Origin of the sequence: Jiangella ureilytica (assembly GCF_004348545.1) — a bacterium.
Taxonomy (GTDB): domain Bacteria; phylum Actinomycetota; class Actinomycetes; order Jiangellales; family Jiangellaceae; genus Jiangella; species Jiangella ureilytica.
This window is the reverse complement of the sequence record NZ_SMKL01000011.1, coordinates 22,281-37,843: the sequence shown is the minus strand read 5'-3', so window position 1 is coordinate 37,843 and position 15,563 is coordinate 22,281. Positions and strand designations below refer to the sequence as shown.

At 72.5% G+C, this 15,563-nt stretch carries 14 protein-coding genes; 10 read left to right on the top strand and 4 right to left on the bottom strand.

What is annotated here, in order from left to right; all coding sequences use genetic code 11:
• Positions 1–108 precede the first annotated feature (108 nt).
• Complete coding sequence (locus E1212_RS06690; protein WP_131980600.1) at positions 109–558, top strand: iron chaperone; 450 nt, start codon at positions 109–111, stop codon at positions 556–558.
• On the opposite strand, the gene E1212_RS06685 is transcribed toward E1212_RS06690, so the two are convergent.
• Positions 555–1,685 carry a M20/M25/M40 family metallo-hydrolase gene (locus E1212_RS06685; protein ID WP_131980598.1) on the bottom strand — a complete coding sequence of 377 codons (1,131 nt, stop codon included), beginning with the start codon at positions 1,683–1,685 and terminating at the stop codon, positions 555–557. The genes E1212_RS06690 and E1212_RS06685 overlap by 4 nt on opposite strands.
• Before the next feature lie 57 nt (positions 1,686–1,742).
• Here E1212_RS06685 and E1212_RS06680 point away from each other — a divergent pair, with 57 nt between their 5' ends.
• The 5 genes from E1212_RS06680 to E1212_RS31025 all read left to right on the top strand — a co-directional run bounded on the left by E1212_RS06680 (position 1,743) and on the right by E1212_RS31025 (position 7,398).
• Entirely contained in the window at positions 1,743–2,486 is a 744-nt protein-coding gene (locus tag E1212_RS06680) for a GNAT family N-acetyltransferase (protein WP_131980596.1), read from the top strand.
• Positions 2,483–3,124 carry an SIS domain-containing protein gene (locus tag E1212_RS06675; protein ID WP_131980594.1) on the top strand — a complete coding sequence of 214 codons (642 nt, stop codon included), beginning with the start codon at positions 2,483–2,485 and terminating at the stop codon, positions 3,122–3,124. The genes E1212_RS06680 and E1212_RS06675 overlap by 4 nt, the downstream gene beginning before the upstream one ends.
• Positions 3,125–3,126: 2 nt before the next feature.
• Positions 3,127–4,248 carry an o-succinylbenzoate synthase gene (gene menC / locus E1212_RS06670; protein ID WP_131980592.1) on the top strand — a complete coding sequence of 374 codons (1,122 nt, stop codon included), beginning with the start codon at positions 3,127–3,129 and terminating at the stop codon, positions 4,246–4,248.
• Positions 4,249–4,639: 391 nt separating this feature from the next.
• A complete protein-coding gene (locus tag E1212_RS06665) occupies positions 4,640–6,868 on the top strand; it encodes an MMPL family transporter (protein WP_131980590.1) in 2,229 nt (742 codons plus the stop codon).
• Positions 6,869–7,119: 251 nt separating this feature from the next.
• A complete protein-coding gene (locus E1212_RS31025) occupies positions 7,120–7,398 on the top strand; it encodes a hypothetical protein (RefSeq protein WP_131980588.1) in 279 nt (92 codons plus the stop codon).
• Here E1212_RS31025 and E1212_RS06655 read toward each other — a convergent pair.
• A complete protein-coding gene (locus E1212_RS06655; protein WP_131980586.1) occupies positions 7,395–7,889 on the bottom strand; it encodes a hypothetical protein in 495 nt (164 codons plus the stop codon). The genes E1212_RS31025 and E1212_RS06655 overlap by 4 nt on opposite strands.
• Positions 7,890–8,091: 202 nt before the next feature.
• Between E1212_RS06655 and mfd the strand changes: the two genes are divergently transcribed.
• The 4 genes from mfd to E1212_RS06635 all read left to right on the top strand — a co-directional run bounded on the left by mfd (position 8,092) and on the right by E1212_RS06635 (position 13,856).
• The gene (gene mfd, locus E1212_RS06650; protein WP_131980584.1) at positions 8,092–11,766 is read left to right on the top strand and encodes a transcription-repair coupling factor; all 3,675 of its coding nucleotides are present in this window, start codon (positions 8,092–8,094) and stop codon (positions 11,764–11,766) included.
• Between the two features lie 64 nt (positions 11,767–11,830).
• The gene (locus E1212_RS06645) at positions 11,831–12,409 is read left to right on the top strand and encodes a SurA N-terminal domain-containing protein (RefSeq protein WP_162605358.1); all 579 of its coding nucleotides are present in this window, start codon (positions 11,831–11,833) and stop codon (positions 12,407–12,409) included.
• Positions 12,406–13,335 carry a nucleoside triphosphate pyrophosphohydrolase gene (locus E1212_RS06640; RefSeq protein ID WP_131980580.1) on the top strand — a complete coding sequence of 310 codons (930 nt, stop codon included), beginning with the start codon at positions 12,406–12,408 and terminating at the stop codon, positions 13,333–13,335. Before E1212_RS06645 ends, E1212_RS06640 begins: the two co-directional genes overlap by 4 nt.
• 26 nt (positions 13,336–13,361) lie before the next feature.
• A complete protein-coding gene (locus E1212_RS06635) occupies positions 13,362–13,856 on the top strand; it encodes a pyridoxamine 5'-phosphate oxidase family protein (protein WP_131980578.1) in 495 nt (164 codons plus the stop codon).
• Positions 13,857–13,859: 3 nt separating this feature from the next.
• Here the strand turns inward: E1212_RS06635 and E1212_RS06630 are convergent, their stop codons facing one another.
• Together E1212_RS06630 and E1212_RS06625 are read right to left on the bottom strand one after the other, a co-directional pair.
• Positions 13,860–14,405 carry a hypothetical protein gene (locus E1212_RS06630; RefSeq protein WP_131980576.1) on the bottom strand — a complete coding sequence of 182 codons (546 nt, stop codon included), beginning with the start codon at positions 14,403–14,405 and terminating at the stop codon, positions 13,860–13,862.
• Entirely contained in the window at positions 14,402–15,544 is a 1,143-nt protein-coding gene (locus tag E1212_RS06625) for a hypothetical protein (protein ID WP_131980574.1), read from the bottom strand. Before E1212_RS06625 ends, E1212_RS06630 begins: the two co-directional genes overlap by 4 nt.
• Positions 15,545–15,563 lie beyond the last annotated feature (19 nt).

The following is a 15,563-nucleotide window of genomic DNA, read 5'->3' as shown; positions in this document are numbered from 1 at the left end:
ATATTGTGCGGAGCACAATGCGGCGATCGATCAGATTTCGAGAAGCGGTGGCCGCCGCTGGCTCCGTAGCGTGAGCGTTGTCAGGCCGAACGCAGAGAGGACGCAGCGATGAGCACCGAGAAGGCTGGCACGGAGAAGAGCTACGACGGCTTCGACGAGGCCGAGCGCGCCGCGATGAAGGAGCGGGCCAAGGAGCTCAAGAAGGGCGCGAAGGGCAAGGTCGATCCGGAGGTCGACCTGCTGGAGAAGATCGCCGAGATGTCCGACGAGGACCGCGTGATCGCGGAGCGCATCCACGCCCTCATCAGCGCCGAGGTGCCCGAGCTCGCCCCGCGGACCTGGTACGGACAGCCCGCCTACGCCAAGGACGGCAAGGTCCTCTGCTTCTTCCAGGCCGCGGCGAAGTTCGGCACGGAGTACGCGACCTTCGGCTTCAACGAGGCGCCGCTGCTCGACAACGGCACCATGTGGCCGACGTCGTTCGGCATCCGGGAGCTGACGGCCGCCGACGAGAAGCTGCTGGTGTCGCTGGTGAAGAAGGCCGCCGCGCTGGACTAGAGCGCGGCGAGGACCGCGGCGACGAGCCGGGCGCGCTCGGCCAGCGACGCGACGACGACCTGCTCGTGGGTGGCGTGCGCACCGGCGCCGCGCGGGCCGAACCCGTCGAGCGTCGGAACTCCCCGCGAGCCGGTGGTGTTGGTGTCGGCGCCGCCCGCGGCCGGCGCGCCGTCGACCCGCTGGCCCACGCTCGCCGCCGCCAGGCGCACCGTGGCGAGCAGCCCGGCGGTCGCCTCGCCGGGCGCCCAGGTGGGCCGCCGCGACATGACCTCGGCGGTCACCGTCGCGCCGGACCGGATCGCCCGCAGCGACGTCACGCCGTCGAGGACCACCCGCTCGGACTCGGCGTCGGCGAATCGCAGGCCGAGGTCCGCGTACGCCGCCGCCGGGACGACGTTGGTGCGGCCGCCGCCGGCGACGGTGCCGACGTTGCACAGCACGTTCCCCGGTGCGTGCCGGACGATCGAGCGCACCAGGATGAGCTGGTCGACCAGCTCGTCGACGGCGGAGACGCCGGCCTCGGGGTCCAGCGCGGCGTGCGCCTCGACCCCCTCGACCCCGAGCCGCAGCCGCGTGCTGCCGCGCCGGCCCGACTTCAACGAGCCGTCCGGGTGCGGCGACTCGAACCCCAGGGCGGCGACGGCGTCCGATGCGGCCTCAGCGACCAGCGCGGCCGACGTGGGCGACCCGACCTCCTCGTCGGCCACGACGACGACGCGGACGGGCGGGTGTCCCGCGCCACCGTCGCGTGCCAGCTCGAGCGCGGTCTCCATGACGACCAGGCCGCTCTTCATGTCGTAGACGCCCGGGCCGTACGCGACGCCGTCGTCCACCCGCCACGGCATCGGGCCGTCGAGCCGGCCGGCCGGCCACACGGTGTCGTGGTGGCCGAGGAACAGCACCGGCGCCCCGCCGGCCTTCGCGCCCCGGCCCGGGTGCTCCATGACCAGGTGGTCGCCCGCGGCCGACGGCACTCGGCGCACCGTCGCGCCCAGCTCGCGGTGCCGCGCCAGCAGGATCTCGCCGAGCGCGTCGATGCGCTCGGCGTCGCCGGTGGGGGTCTCGTGCCGGACGTAGGACTCGAGCCGGCCGAGCATCGCGCCGAGATCAGGTGCGGTACCGTTCATCTCGCCACTATACGTTTCGTATCCTTGTCATGTGGTCGTCAATAGGGTGGCTTGTCGATGAGTTATGAACCGTATGGTCCGCGCGTCGAGCGGCTCACGTCCGCGGCCGATCTCGCCGGTGCCGCCCGCCTCTACCGCGAGGTCTTCGGCTACCAGGACCCCGCCCACTCGGTGAACCCGCGGCTGCTCGCGTCGCTGGCGGCCAACGGGGGCTCGGTGGTCGGCGTCCGGGGCGACGACGGCGAGCTGGTCGCGTTCGCGTACGGGTTCGTCGGCATCGACGGCGGCGAGGTCTACCACTACTCGCAGGCCGCCGTGGTCGACGCGAAGCACCAGGGGCTGGGCCTCGGCCGGGCGCTCAAGCGCGGCCAGCGCGAGGTCGCCTTGGCCGGTGGGCAGACCCGCATGCGCTGGTCGTTCGACCCGGCCGTCACCCGCAACGCGCACTTCAACTTCGACGTGCTCGGCGCGGTCGGCCGCTGGTTCCGGGCCGACTTCTTCGGGCTCCCCGGCACCGACCGCCTGATCGTCGACTGGGACCTCGACGACGAGCGGCGCGCCCGCGAGGCCCCGGCGCCGGCCGGCTTGCCCGCCGACCTCGCCGACCCCGCCGGCTGGCTCCGGCCCCGTGCGGCCGGCCCCGACACCTGGCTGCCGGTGCCGCTCGAGGCCGGGCCCGAGCAGCGGCGTGAGCTGGGCGCCGTCATCGATCGGCTCGTCGGCGGCGGCTCGGTCGCCACCTCCTGTGTCCGGGTCTCCGACTCCACCGCCGTCTACCGCTTCGTCCGGGCGGCCGCATGAGCGCGGCGGAACAGCTCTCGAGCCAGTCGCAGCGGTTCGGTGCGCGGCTGCAGCGGCCGTCGTCGGCGGCGGCGCTGCAGGCACGGGTCATCGAGCAGGAGACGCGGACGCTGGCCGACGCGTTCGAGCGGGTCGCGGCCGACGGCTCCGTGGCCGCCGCCGCGGCGACGGTGGTCGCGGCCCGGCGGCGGTTCGTCGCCGGCACCGGCAAGTCCTTCGCCTACGCGTCGCTGCTCGCGGTCGATCTCTCGGCCGGCCTGGCCAACGTCACGCTGATCGACGGCACCCTGGTCCGCCACGTCGACGTACTGGCCGACGTGCGCGACACCGACGTACTGGTGGCCGTCTCGCTGCGCCGGTACCGCCGCGAAACCGTCGCTCTGGCCGAGCGGTTCGCGGCCGCCGGTGGCGCCGTCGTCGCCGTCACCGACACCGCGGAGTCGCCCCTCGTCGCCGCCGCCGGCCAGTCGATCGTCGTGCCGACCGCCAGCGCCTCGTTCACCGACTCGCCCACCGCCGTCGCCGCCGTCGTGCACCTGCTCGCCACGCTCACCACCGCCAGCGCCAAGGGCGCCCGCCGCCGGCTGGCCGAGCGCGACCGGCTGGCCCGCGACCTCGACCTCTACTGGGAGGACTGACCGTGCGCGTCACCCACGCGTCGCTGCACCTGGTCCGGCTGCCGCTGGTGCACCGGTTCCGCACCAGCTCGCACGCCAAGGACCACCTCGACCACATCCTGGTGCGGCTCACGGACGAATCCGGCGCCGTCGGCTGGGGCGAGATCGCGTCGGCCTCGGACCCGTACTACTCGCCCGAGACGGCCGACACCTGCTGGCTGGTGGCCCAGCGGTACCTGCTGCCGGCTGTCGCCGGGGTGCGGTGGGACGACCCCGCCGAGGTGGCCGGGCTGTGGGCGAACGTGCGCGGCCACCAGTTCGCCAAGGCCGGCGTCGACATCGCGGCATGGGCGCTGTGGTCGCTGTCGGGCGGGGTGTCGCTGGCGACGGCGCTCGGTGGCACCCGTGCGACGGTCACGGCCGGGGTGTCGCTGGGCATCGAGCCGACCATCGGCGACCTGCTCGCCGAGGTCACCAAGCACGTCGAGGCCGGCTACCCGCGGGCGAAGCTGAAGATCGCCCCCGGCTGGGATGTCGAGCCGGTGCGGGCGGTGCGGGCGGCGTTCCCGGACCTGCTGCTGCACGTCGACGCGAACGGCGCCTACGGCGAGTCCGAGGACGAGGTGCGCGCGCTGCGTTCGCTCGACGAGCACGGACTGACGATGATCGAGCAGCCGTTCGCGCCGCGGAACCTGCTCGCACACGCCGCCCTGCAGCGCGACATCTCGACGCCGGTGTGTCTGGACGAGTCCATCGACACCCTCGACGACCTGCGCACGGCGGTTGTGCTCGGGGCGCTCAGAGTGCTCAACATCAAGGTGTCGCGCCTGGGCGGGCTCGGGCCCGCGGTGGCCGCCCACGACCTCGCGGCCGAGCACGACATCCCGGTCTGGTGCGGCGGCATGCACGAGTTCGGCGTCGGCCGGGCCGCCAACGTCGCGCTGTCGAGTCTGCCCGGCTTCACCCTCCCGTCCGACGTGTCGGCCTCGGACAAGTACTACGAGCGCGACGTCGTCACCCCGCCCGTCACCGCCGCCGGCGGCGTCGTGACGGTGCCGACGGCGCCCGGCCTCGGCCACGAGGTCGACGAGGAGTTCATCGCCTCGGTCACCGTCCGCTCCGCGGAGATCGCCGCCGACAGCTGAGCGCTTGCGGCACTGGGCCGCTGTCCTCACTGGCGGCGGTGCACGCCACCCCGCCCGACCGGATGGCGCAGACTTGGGGCCGCGATGCGGCCCTCAGGCGAGTGAGGTGCTGTTTGATCGGCACCGGCCGCTCGTCTCCCGCCGTGATCGTGTTCCCTCGCGGCGCCTCGGCGACCGCGAAGAAGCCCGATCACGGACGAAGCCTCCCGACGTCGGCCGCGGTGAGGCCGACTGCTGAACCCGCTGGTCAGCGGTCTTTCTCTGGGATGTCCCCCGTACGCAACCGGGGGATTCCCCCAGGGCGAATCGGGGGCTTTCCGGGTTACCGCGTGATCCCCGCACGGCGAGAGTGAGAGCCGACCTCACCGACATCTTGCCGACGGGATGCACCATGACCACGACCCTCCCTCTCGACCGACCGCCCGCACCGACCCCGCCATTACCTCCGCCGCCCAGCCGCGGCCTCGTCGTGCGCGTCGCCCGCTGGAGCGCGACCCACAAGTGGCTGGCCCTCGTCCTCTGGCTCGCCTTCGTCGCCGCCGCGATCGTCGGTGGCGGCGCCGTCGGCACGAAGGAGGTGGAGGACGGCGACCAAGGGGTCGGCGCCTCCGCCGCGGCCGACAGGGCGCTCATCCAGGCCGACTTCGACGACCCGGTCACGGAGTCCGTGCTGGTCCGGGCCGCCGGCGGCGGCGCCGTCGACACCGGATCGGACGCCGTCACGACGCTCACCGCGAACCTGGGGGCCGCGCCCGGTGTCACCGCCGTGTCCGAGCCGCAGGTGTCCGAGGACGGCACCGCGGCGCTCTACGAGGTGACGCTCGACGTCCCCGAGGGCACCGACGCCGAGGAGGAGGACGCCGCGAGCGCGGCCGCCGCCGAGATCGGCCAGGTGGTCGACGGCGCCGACGGCAGCCTCGAGGTGGGTCAGGTCGGCGACGCCTCCCTGGGCGACGCCCTCGACAAGGTCTACGAGGACGACCTGCAGCGCGCCGAGTACCTGTCGCTGCCGGTCAGCCTGCTCATCATGCTCGTGGTGTTCGGCGCGCTGATCGCCGCCGCGGTGCCGGTGCTGCTGGCGCTGTCGTCCGTGGTCGCGGCCATGGGGCTGTCGGCGTTCGCGTCGTACGTCGTTCCGTCGACCGACATCCTGGCCTCGGTCGTGCTGCTGGTCGGTATGGCCGTCGGCGTCGACTACTCGCTGTTCTACGTCCGCCGCGAGCGTGAGGAGCGCGAGAAGGGCCGCGGCACCATGGACGCCGTCGCGGTCGCCGCCGCCACCTCCGGCCGGGCCGTCGTCGTGTCCGGGCTCGCCGTCATCATCGCGATGGCGGGCATGTTCTTCGCCGGCGAGGCGACCTTCCAGTCGCTGGCCGTGGGCACGATCCTGGTCGTCGCGGTGGCCGTCGTCGGCTCCGTCACGGCGCTGCCGGCGCTGCTCGCGATCTTCGGCCGCTGGATCGACCGGCCGCGCATCCCGCTGCTGTGGCGGCTGCGCCGGCGCGACGGCGGCGAGCCCCGCGTGTGGCGCGCGATCCTCGGCCCGGTGCTGCGGCACCCGAAGACGGCGCTGACGGCGGGCCTGCTGGCGCTGCTCGCTCTGGCCGCACCGGCGATCGGCATGAAGCTCTCGCAGCCCGGCGTCTCCGACCTGTCCAAGGACGTGCCGGAGGTGCAGACCTACGACGCCATCACGACGGCCTTCCCGGCCGAGGGCGCCGCGCACGACATCGCCGTCTGGACGGCGGACGGCTCGCCGCTCGACCGCACCTCCGTCGACGCCGCCGTCGCGACGCTGAGCGACACCGTCGCCGCCGACCCGGAGTTCGCCGCGAGCGACGGGCTCACCGCCGAGTACTCGACCGACGGCTCCGTCGCCGAGATCGTCGTCCCCGTCCCGTACGAGCACGACGACGACCGCGCCGAGGCGTCGCTGCAGACGCTGCGCGACGACCTGGTCCCGGCGACCTTCGGTGACCTGAACGGCGTCGAGAGCGGCGTCACCGGCATGACGGCGGGCAACGTCGACTTCCGCGGCCTGCTGGCCGACCGGATGCCGATCGTCATCGGGTTCGTGCTGCTCATGACCATCGTCGTCCTGGTGATGGCGTTCCGGTCGCTGGCGGTGGCGCTCACCGCGGCGGGGCTGAACCTGCTCTCCGTCGCCGCGTCCTACGGCCTGCTCACGCTGGTGTTCCAGAACAGCTGGGCCGAGGGGCTGCTGGGCTTCGAGTCGACCGGCGCGATCATCACCTGGCTGCCGCTGTTCCTCTTCGTGATCCTGTTCGGCCTGTCGATGGACTATCACGTCTTCGTCGTCAGCCGGATCCGCGAGGGCGCCAAGGCCGGCATGACGACGCGGGAGGCGGTCCGCACCGGCATCATCCGCTCCGCCGGCGTGGTCACCAGCGCCGCCGTCGTCATGGTCGCAGTCTTCTCGATCTTCGCGACGCTCGGCGCCATCGACTTCAAGCAGATGGGCGTGGGCTTGGCCGCGGCGATCCTCATCGACGCGACCATCGTCCGGGCCGTGCTGCTGCCGTCGATCATGGTGCTGCTGGGGGAGCGCAACTGGTGGCTCCCGAAGCCGCTGCAGCGCCTGCCGCAGCTCGAGCACTGACGAGCCGGAACGCACGCGACCGGGCCGTCCACTGGGGCGGCCCGGTCGCGTCGCGTCTCAGGACGTGAAGGCCTGGACCTCCATCAGCCGCGAGTAGTCGTTGGTGTTCGACGCCAGCCCGACGATCCGGACGGCCGGGCCGAGCAGATCGTCCAGGCCCTGCGCAGCGACCAGCTCCCACCCCCGCGGTGGCGTGGTCGACGCCTATGCCGCAGCGATCAGCTCGCCGGTCGCGGGTCACCTCCGAGATCGTGGCCCAGATCGGTGTGATGGAAGAGAAGGTGAAGGCGGGTTTCGGCCGTCACCCGGACGTTGAGAGCTACCAGTCCCAACCCGGGCTGGGTCAGATCCTCGGCGCCCGGGTACTCGCCGAGTTCGGCGACGACCCGCACCGCTACGCCGATGCACGGGCGCGGAAGAACGCTCCGGGATGGCGCCGGTCACCCGCGCCTCGGGAACCAAACGAGTCGTCCTGGCCCGTCACGCCCGCCAAGCAGCCGCTTGACGAGCTAGAGCCGTGGGATGTCTAGGCCGGCGCCATCAGTGCGAGGACGCGGTCGGTGAGCTCCACCTCGTACGGGACGCCCCGCAGGTCGTCGGCGGTCACGACGATCCCACGGTCACGGGCCAGTTCGGCCAGCCATTCCCAGGGGTGGTCCTCGCCGTCGTCGTCATCGGGGAGGACGACGGCGAGGACCTCCTGCGTCAGGGACTGCACGGTGAAGGAGCTCCAGACGGGCGACGTGGCCGGGACGCCGGATCCCCAGGCGGTCGTGAACCCGAGTGCGCCGCGCAGGACCACTCGTCGCCCGTCCTTCACCAGTGCGAACTCACTCACCGAGAAGCTCACGGTCCGGCCGTCGGCCGACACCCGGTGCAGATCGCACACGGCACCCAGCCCGACCACCTCGGCCGGCTCGTCGACCGTCGCCGCTTCCTCCTGTGTAGGGGTGGCGGCCGGGTGGCTCTCGACGAACTCGGGCGGAAGGGGAGACCACTGGCCGGAATCACGGCTCGTCATCAAAACTCCACACGGGACCACACTCCGCCGTCCGCGGCGACGACACGGTGTCGTCAGGCGCCCTCGCCCCACTCTCACACCACCCGCTCCGTCACGCCACTCGCGAAGCACACCGACGTTGTCGGCGAGACGTCGTAAGCTCGTAGTGACCCCCCACCCCAGCCGGTGCGGGGGCATGTCTGCGTGCCCGGAAGGTTCCACCATGAGTCTCAGCGGCCTGCTGTCCGCCCTGCTCGGCGACGACGGCGACCCCACCCTGCGCTCGGCCGTCGCCGACGCGCGCTCGGCTGCGGTCACCGCCCTCGACCTCACCGCGCCGCCGGCGCTGCGCCCGTTCGTGGCGGGCGCCATCGCGGCCGACGGGGCGGGCGACGGTGACGGTGTCGGCGCGGGCCGCACGGTGCTCGCCGTCACCGCCACGGGCCGCGAGGCCGAAGACCTCGCCACCGAGCTGCGCTGCCTGCTGCCGCCGGAGTCCGTCGTCGAGTACCCGGCCTGGGAGACGCTGCCGCACGAGCGCCTGTCGCCGCGCAGCGACACCGTCGGGCGCCGGCTGGCCGTGCTGCGCCGGCTGGTCCACCCCGACCTCGAGTCCGGCGGGCCGATCAAGGTCGTCGTCGCGCCGGTGCGCAGTGTGCTGCAGCCGCAGGTCGCCGGGCTGGCCGACCTGCGCCCGGTCGCGCTGCGCCCCGGCGACGACGTCAGCCTCGACTCCGTCGTCGAGCAGCTGGCCGCGGCCGCCTACGTCCGCGTCGACCTCGTCGAGCGGCGGGGTGAGTTCGCCGTCCGCGGCGGCATCGTCGACGTCTTCCCGCCCACCGAGGAGCACCCGCTGCGGGTCGACTTCTGGGGCGACACCGTCGAGGAGGTCCGCTACTTCACCGTCGCCGACCAGCGCTCCACCGACGTCGCCGAGCACGGGCTGTGGGCGCCGCCGTGCCGCGAGCTGCTGCTCACCGACGACGTCCGGCGGCGCGCGGCGGCCCTCGCGCACGAGCACCCGGAACTGGGCGAGATGCTCGAGAAGATCGCCGCCGGCATCGCCGTCGAGGGCATGGAGTCGCTGGCCCCGGCGCTGGTCGACGACATGGAGATGCTGATCGACCTCCTGCCCGCCGGCACGCACGTCCTCGTCTGCGACCCCGAGCGGGTCCGCACCCGGGCGCACGACATGGTCGCCACCAGCCGGGAGTTCCTCGACGCGTCGTGGGCCGCGGCGGCCGGCGGCGGCAAGGCTCCCATCGACCTCGGCGCGGCGGCGTACCGCACGCTCGGCGACGTACGGGCGCAGGCGATCCGGCGGGGGCTGCCGTGGTGGAGCCTCAGCTCGTTCGGACTGGGCTCGATCGACGACGGCGACGGCTCGCGCCCCGCGCGGCCCGAGAAGGTCGACCTCGACGCCGACCTGTACGCCGTCGACCTCGGCGAAGACCTGGTCACCGCCGGCGCCGTCGAGACCCGCGAGCTCGACGTGCGCCCGGCCGAGACCTACCGCGGCGACACCAAGCGCGCCGTCGCCGACCTGTCCGGCTGGCTGGCCACGGGCGGCCGCGCGGTCCTCGTCACCGGCGGCCACGGCACGGCCGAGCGCGTCGTCGAGGTGCTGGGCGAGTCCGAGGTCCCCGCGCGCTACGTCGAGCACGTCGACACCGTGCCGGAGCCGGGCGTCGTCCTCGTCACCACCGGCGGGCTCAAGCACGGCTTCGTCGCGAGTTCGGCCGTCCTCGCTGTTCTCACGGAGGACGACCTCACCGGCCAGCGGGTGTCCACCAAGGGCACCACCCGCATGCCCAGCCGTCGCCGCAACCAGGTCGACCCGCTCCAGCTCAAGCCGGGCGACTACGTGGTGCACGACCAGCACGGCGTGGGCCGGTACATCGAGATGACCAGCCGGACGGTGCAGGGCGCCACCCGCGAGTATCTGGTGGTCGAGTACGCGGCGTCCAAGCGCGGCCAGCCGGCCGACCGCCTGTACGTCCCCACCGACCAGCTCGAGCAGGTCACCAAGTACGTCGGCGGCGACGCGCCCAGCCTCGACCGCATCGGCGGCAGCGACTGGGCCAGGCGCAAGGGCCGCGCCCGCAAGGCGGTCAAGGAGATCGCCGCCGAGCTGATCAAGCTCTACGCCGCGCGCCAGGCCGCGCCGGGCCACGCGTTCGGTCCCGACACCCCGTGGCAGCGCGAGCTCGAGGACGCGTTCCCGTACGTCGAGACCACGGACCAGCTGTCCACCATCGACGAGGTCAAGCGCGACATGGAGCGCGAGATCCCCATGGACCGCGTCATCGCCGGCGACGTCGGCTACGGGAAGACCGAGATCGCCGTCCGAGCGGCGTTCAAGGCGGTCCAGGACGGCAAGCAGGTCGGCGTGCTGGTGCCCACGACGCTGCTGGTGGGGCAGCACTTCTCCACCTTCTCGGAGCGGTTCGCGCCGTTCCCGGTGACCGTCCGGGCGCTGTCGCGGTTCCAATCCGATAGTGAAGCCGCCGAGACGATAGAAGGGCTGCACGACGGCACGGTCGACGTCGTCATCGGCACGCACCGGCTCATCACCGGCGACGTCCGGTTCAAGGACCTCGGCCTGCTCATCGTCGACGAGGAGCAGCGCTTCGGCGTCGAGCACAAGGAGAAGCTGAAGCACCTGCGCGCCAACGTCGACGTGCTGACCATGTCGGCGACGCCGATCCCGCGGACGCTGGAGATGTCCATCACCGGCATCCGCGACATGAGCGTCATCACCACTCCGCCCGAGGAGCGTCACCCCGTCCTCACCTACGTCGGCGGCTACGACGAGAAGCAGGTCGGCGCGGCCATCCGGCGCGAGCTGATGCGCGACGGCCAGGTGTTCTTCGTGCACAACCGCGTCGACACCATCGAGAAGGTCGCGGCGCACCTGCGCGAGCTGGTGCCCGAGGCGCGCATCGCGACGGCGCACGGCCAGATGGGCGAGCACCTTCTCGAGCAGGTCATCAACGCGTTCTGGCAACGTGAGGTCGACGTCCTGGTCTGCACCACCATCGTCGAGACCGGCCTCGACATCTCCAACGCCAACACCCTCGTCGTCGACCGGTCCGAGCGGCTCGGCCTGTCGCAGCTGCACCAGCTCCGCGGCCGGGTCGGGCGTGGCCGCGAGCGGGCGTACGCGTACTTCTTCTACCCTCGCGAGACGCCGCTGACCGAAGAGGCGCACGAGCGGCTGGCGACCATCGCCCAGCACTCCGACCTCGGCTCGGGCATGCAGGTCGCCATGAAGGACCTCGAGATCCGCGGCGCGGGCAACCTGCTCGGCGGCGAGCAGTCCGGCCACATCGCCGACGTCGGGTTCGACCTCTACGTGCGGCTGGTCGGGGAGGCGGTGTCGGAGTACCGCGGCGACGGCGCCGACGCGACGCCCGAGGTCCGCATCGAGCTGCCGGTCGACGCGCACATCCCGCACGACTACGTCGCCAGCGAGCGGCTGCGGCTCGAGGCGTACCGGCGGCTGTCCGAGGCGGCCGACGACGCCGCCGTCGACGCCGTGCTCGAAGAGCTCGTCGACCGGTACGGCGAGCCGCCGGAGCCGGTCGAGAACCTGCTGGCCGTGGCCAGGTTCCGGGCGCACGCGCGGCGGGCGGGGCTCTCCGAGGTCACCGTCCAGGGCACCTACATCCGGTTCGCGCACGTCGAGCTGGCCGACTGGCAGCGGGTGCGGCTGAGCCGGCTGTACCCGAAGTCGCTGGTCAAGGACGCCGTCGGGACCATGCTGGTACCCCGGCCGCGGCCGACCCAGATCGGCGGGCCGCAACTGCGCGGCGTCGAGCTCCTGGCATGGGCGAAGACCGTCATCGACGACGTCATCGCCCACCAGCCCGACGTGGCCGGAAGCCGGGCTGGATAAGATGCGCGCGGGCATCGTCCGTTCCGCTGTAGCCGAAACTCGAGCACCGACGAAGAGGATCACCGTGTCGACCATCCGACGCATCGTCATCGCGTCCCTCGCGGCGGCCAGCGCCCTCGCGCTGACCGCGTGCGACTCCGAGCAGATCGGCTCCGCCGTCGTCATCGACGGCGACCGGTTCACCGTCGACGACCTGCAGAACCAGGTCGAGCGCGCGCAGCGGCTCGAGGGCTTCGACGTCGAGGCCGCCGGCGGCATGCCGGCGTTCCAGCGGACCGTCCTCACCCGGCACATCCAGCACGAGATCTTCCTGCGGCTGGCCGAGGACGAGGACATCCAGGTCAGCGAGGCCGACATCGACGACGCCATCGAGGGCATCTCGGCGCAGGCGCCGGGCGGCGACCTCGACGCCGCGCTCGCGCAGGCCGGCTACACCGAGGACGCCTTCCGCGCCGGCGTCGCCGACCAGCTGATCGCGCAGGCGTTCGCAGAGGAGAACGGCGCCGACAACGCCGCCCTCACCGAGACCCTCGTCGACCTCGGCAACGAGCTGGGCGTCGAGGTCAACCCGCGCTACGGCACCTGGGGCGACGACCTCGCCGTCAGCGCCGACACCGGCTCGATCTCCGAACCGGCTTCGTGAGCCTGGTCCTCCTGGTCACCAGCCCGCGGGTCGCACCCGGGCTGCTCTCCGCGGCGGCGTGGGACGCCCTGCGCTCGGCCGCCGCCGTGTACGTCGCCGACGAGGCGCACCCGCAGGTGGCGGCGCTTCGGGCGGCGGGTGTTCCGGTGAGCGTGGCGCCTTCGCCGCCCGCTGAGGGTGGTGACGTGGTGTGGCTGCTCCCGCCGGGCGACCACGGAGGCAGCCTGCGGTCGCCGTCGGGGTCGGCCTCGGCGTCGATCGTGGTGGGCTCGGAGGACCTGCCGGGGTCGCGGTTGCTCGACCTCGTCGCCGTCATGGACCGGCTCCGCTCGCCCGGCGGCTGCCCCTGGGACGCCGAGCAGACCCACCGCAGCCTGGCGACGTACCTGCTCGAAGAGACCTACGAGACCCTCGAGGCCATCGAGTCCGGCAACGACGACGACCTGCGCGAGGAGCTCGGTGACCTGCTGCTGCAGGTGGTGTTCCACGCGCGGCTGGCCGAGGAGCGTTCTGCGGGACCGTGGGGCATCGACGAGGTGGCGGCTGGCATCGCGGCCAAGCTGGTCCGCCGTCACCCGCACGTCTTCGGTGACGTCCAGGCGTCGTCCGCGTCTGACGTGGGGGAGCGGTGGGAGCGGCTGAAGCGCGAGGAGAAGGGCCGTTCCTCCGCGGTCGACGGCGTTCCGCTCGCCCAGCCGGCGCTCTCGCTCGCCGCGAAGCTCGTCCACCGGGCCGAGAAGGCCGGCGTGGCCGTGGACGTCCCCGTCCCGCGGGGCGTCCCCTCGTCCGCTGACGAGGTCGGCGACGCGCTGTTCGCGCTCGCCGCAGCCGCCCGAGAGCGCGGCATCGACCCCGAACAGGCCCTCCGCGACGCCGCCCGCCGCTACGTCGCCGCCGTCAAGGCGGCCGAGGCCGCCGCCGGGTAGCGCTCGACCGGTCTAGGGTGCTGCCCATGGAGACGTCGATCGTCGGCGAGTTCAGCGACCCTCGGGCCGAGGCGCTGCCCTGGGAGCGGGCGCTCGAGGTGATCGAGTCGGCGCAGATGTTCTGGCTGTCCACGGTGCGCCGCGACGGCCGCCCGCACGTGGCCCCGCTGCCGGCCATGTGGCTGGAGGGCGGGCTGTACTTCTGCACCGGGGCGCATGAGCAGAAGGCGAAGAACATCGAGGTCAACCGCGACGTGGTGCTGACCACCGGGACGAACTCGTTCACCTCGGGGATCGATGTCGTGGTCGAGGGCCCGGTGACCCGCGAGACCAGCAACGACCGACTCGCCCGGCTGGTCCGGCTCTGGAAGGACAAGCTCGGCTGGGAGTTCACCGTCGGCGACGGCGTGTTCCTCGACGAGGGGAATCCGGATCACGAGGCGGTGGTCTTCGCGCTGACCCCGGCCAAGGTGCTGGCCTTCACCAAGGAGCCGTACAGCCAGACCCGCTACACGTTCTGACCCTCAGCGCTCGCCGGGTTGCTCGGCTCGGAGGCCGCGCGCGGTGAGGTCGTGCAGCCGCTCCAGCCACCCCTCCGGCGCCGGCCGGAAACTCACCGACTGCGCCGTCGCCGACCACTCCACCCCAGCGGCGACATCCGCGAACGTCAGCCCGCGCGCCGCCAGCCACGCCGGAGCTCCGGGCGAGCTGACCTCCGGCGTCTGGTTGACGGCGTGCAGCATGTACCGCGTGAGCCGACGCCGGCCCCAGTCCTGGGTCGGGACGGGATACGGGTCTTCCGGCGGCGGCTCCGGCCCGAAGGCGTCGTACCAGACATTGCGCAGCCACTCATCGGTGATCCATTGCGACGTCCGCGGCAGGGGCGAGAAGGACGAGTCGCGGATGTGGGCGGCGAACTCGTCTCGGAAGGCGTGGTAGCTGCCGTCCTCGTCGTCGGCCAGCATCTCGGCGACTTCCTCGCATGCCTCGATGTAGAACTCCGGCAGATTGTCGGCCATGCCGAATCCGCCGCCGAAGTACTCCTTGAAGTTCTCGCTCTCCGGGATCATGCAAGGTCCTCCAGGCGCTTGTTCCTCGGGTCCGGCTCGTCGACGGGATAGCACGTGACGAGATGCCACTGGTGCCCGACGCGCTTGAAGGCGAGTGTCACGCCGGGATCCTCTCCTTCGGCGATCGGATCGTAGGGCACGCCGTAGACGGGGGGCTTGCCGTGCGCCACTGCGTATCGACGCGCCGCCAGCCAGTCGTCGACCTTCTCCGCGCTTCCCGTGGCAGTGCCTCGGAAACCGTCGGTCTCTCCCGGCGTCAGGCCGGCCAGAGTCGCGCTCATGTGGATGCCGATCCGCTTGGCGTTCTTCGACGTGTGGTTCTTGATCAGCTCGTTCACGCCACCGGCGTGGTCGTGTGCCCAGCGGAGGAAGGCGGCGAGTGTCTTGGCCAGTGCTTCGGCCGAGGTGAAGCCGCCTGCGGCGGGGCCACAGCCGTGGCTGGTGGCGATGCCGCCGCCGGGCAGGACCTGCCAGGCCTGGTGCCCGGACGGATCCTTGCGCCACACGAGTCTCGCGAGCTGGGTCTCCGGCGCGATGTGATGCCCGTGCCGTTCCACGGTGTGGCAGAGGCCGTTCCGCAGCATCCTCACGCCCTCGTCCCGGAAATTCTCGGGCAGATGCTGCCCCACCAGGAGCTTGACGGCATCGGTCGCCCGTTCCGACTCGACCGGGACGCCAACGGCCGATTGCGTCGTGAGCGTGACGCTCGTGTCGACCGTGCCGAGCAGGTCGTCGACGTACTCGCGGGCGAAGCCGGTGGGGAAGTGGTCGGCCAGAGCGGCGCCGGGGCCGACTGGGACCAGCGGCGGAAGGGCCGCGAGCCCGTGCACGGGAGCAAGCAGGGCGAGCAGGGTGTGGATCTCCGTGACGAGCGGTCGCCGGGCCTCGGCGAGGCGTCCGTTCAGGTCCGCATCCAGCTGCCGGCCCAGGCCGCCGACCTCCTGGACGAGGGCGGGGACGTCGAGAACGGCGCGGGGCAGTTGCACCGCGATCAGTGTCTCGGCGAGGCCGCGTACCCGCTTCCCGGTGTCGGTGCTCACACCCTCCGCCTGGCGCTCGAGGTCGACGCACGTGCGGAGGAGGCCTTCGATGGCCGCGCGCAGGGAGCCGCGATGGGGCTGGGCGGGCTGCTGCGTCACCCGTTCGACACTACCGGCC

Excerpts from the sequence above, each read along its gene's own strand:
- E1212_RS06690 (WP_131980600.1), top strand. The coding sequence starts at position 109 with ATGAGCACCGAGAAGGCTGGCACGGAGAAGAGCTACGACGGCTTCGAC.
- E1212_RS06685 (WP_131980598.1), bottom strand. The coding sequence starts at position 1,685 with ATGAACGGTACCGCACCTGATCTCGGCGCGATGCTCGGCCGGCTCGAG.
- E1212_RS06680 (WP_131980596.1), top strand. The coding sequence starts at position 1,743 with ATGAGTTATGAACCGTATGGTCCGCGCGTCGAGCGGCTCACGTCCGCG.
- E1212_RS06675 (WP_131980594.1), top strand. The coding sequence starts at position 2,483 with ATGAGCGCGGCGGAACAGCTCTCGAGCCAGTCGCAGCGGTTCGGTGCG.
- E1212_RS06665 (WP_131980590.1), top strand. The coding sequence starts at position 4,640 with ATGACCACGACCCTCCCTCTCGACCGACCGCCCGCACCGACCCCGCCA.
- E1212_RS06655 (WP_131980586.1), bottom strand. The coding sequence starts at position 7,889 with ATGACGAGCCGTGATTCCGGCCAGTGGTCTCCCCTTCCGCCCGAGTTC.
- mfd (WP_131980584.1), top strand. The coding sequence starts at position 8,092 with ATGAGTCTCAGCGGCCTGCTGTCCGCCCTGCTCGGCGACGACGGCGAC.
- E1212_RS06635 (WP_131980578.1), top strand. The coding sequence starts at position 13,362 with ATGGAGACGTCGATCGTCGGCGAGTTCAGCGACCCTCGGGCCGAGGCG.
- E1212_RS06630 (WP_131980576.1), bottom strand. The coding sequence starts at position 14,405 with ATGATCCCGGAGAGCGAGAACTTCAAGGAGTACTTCGGCGGCGGATTC.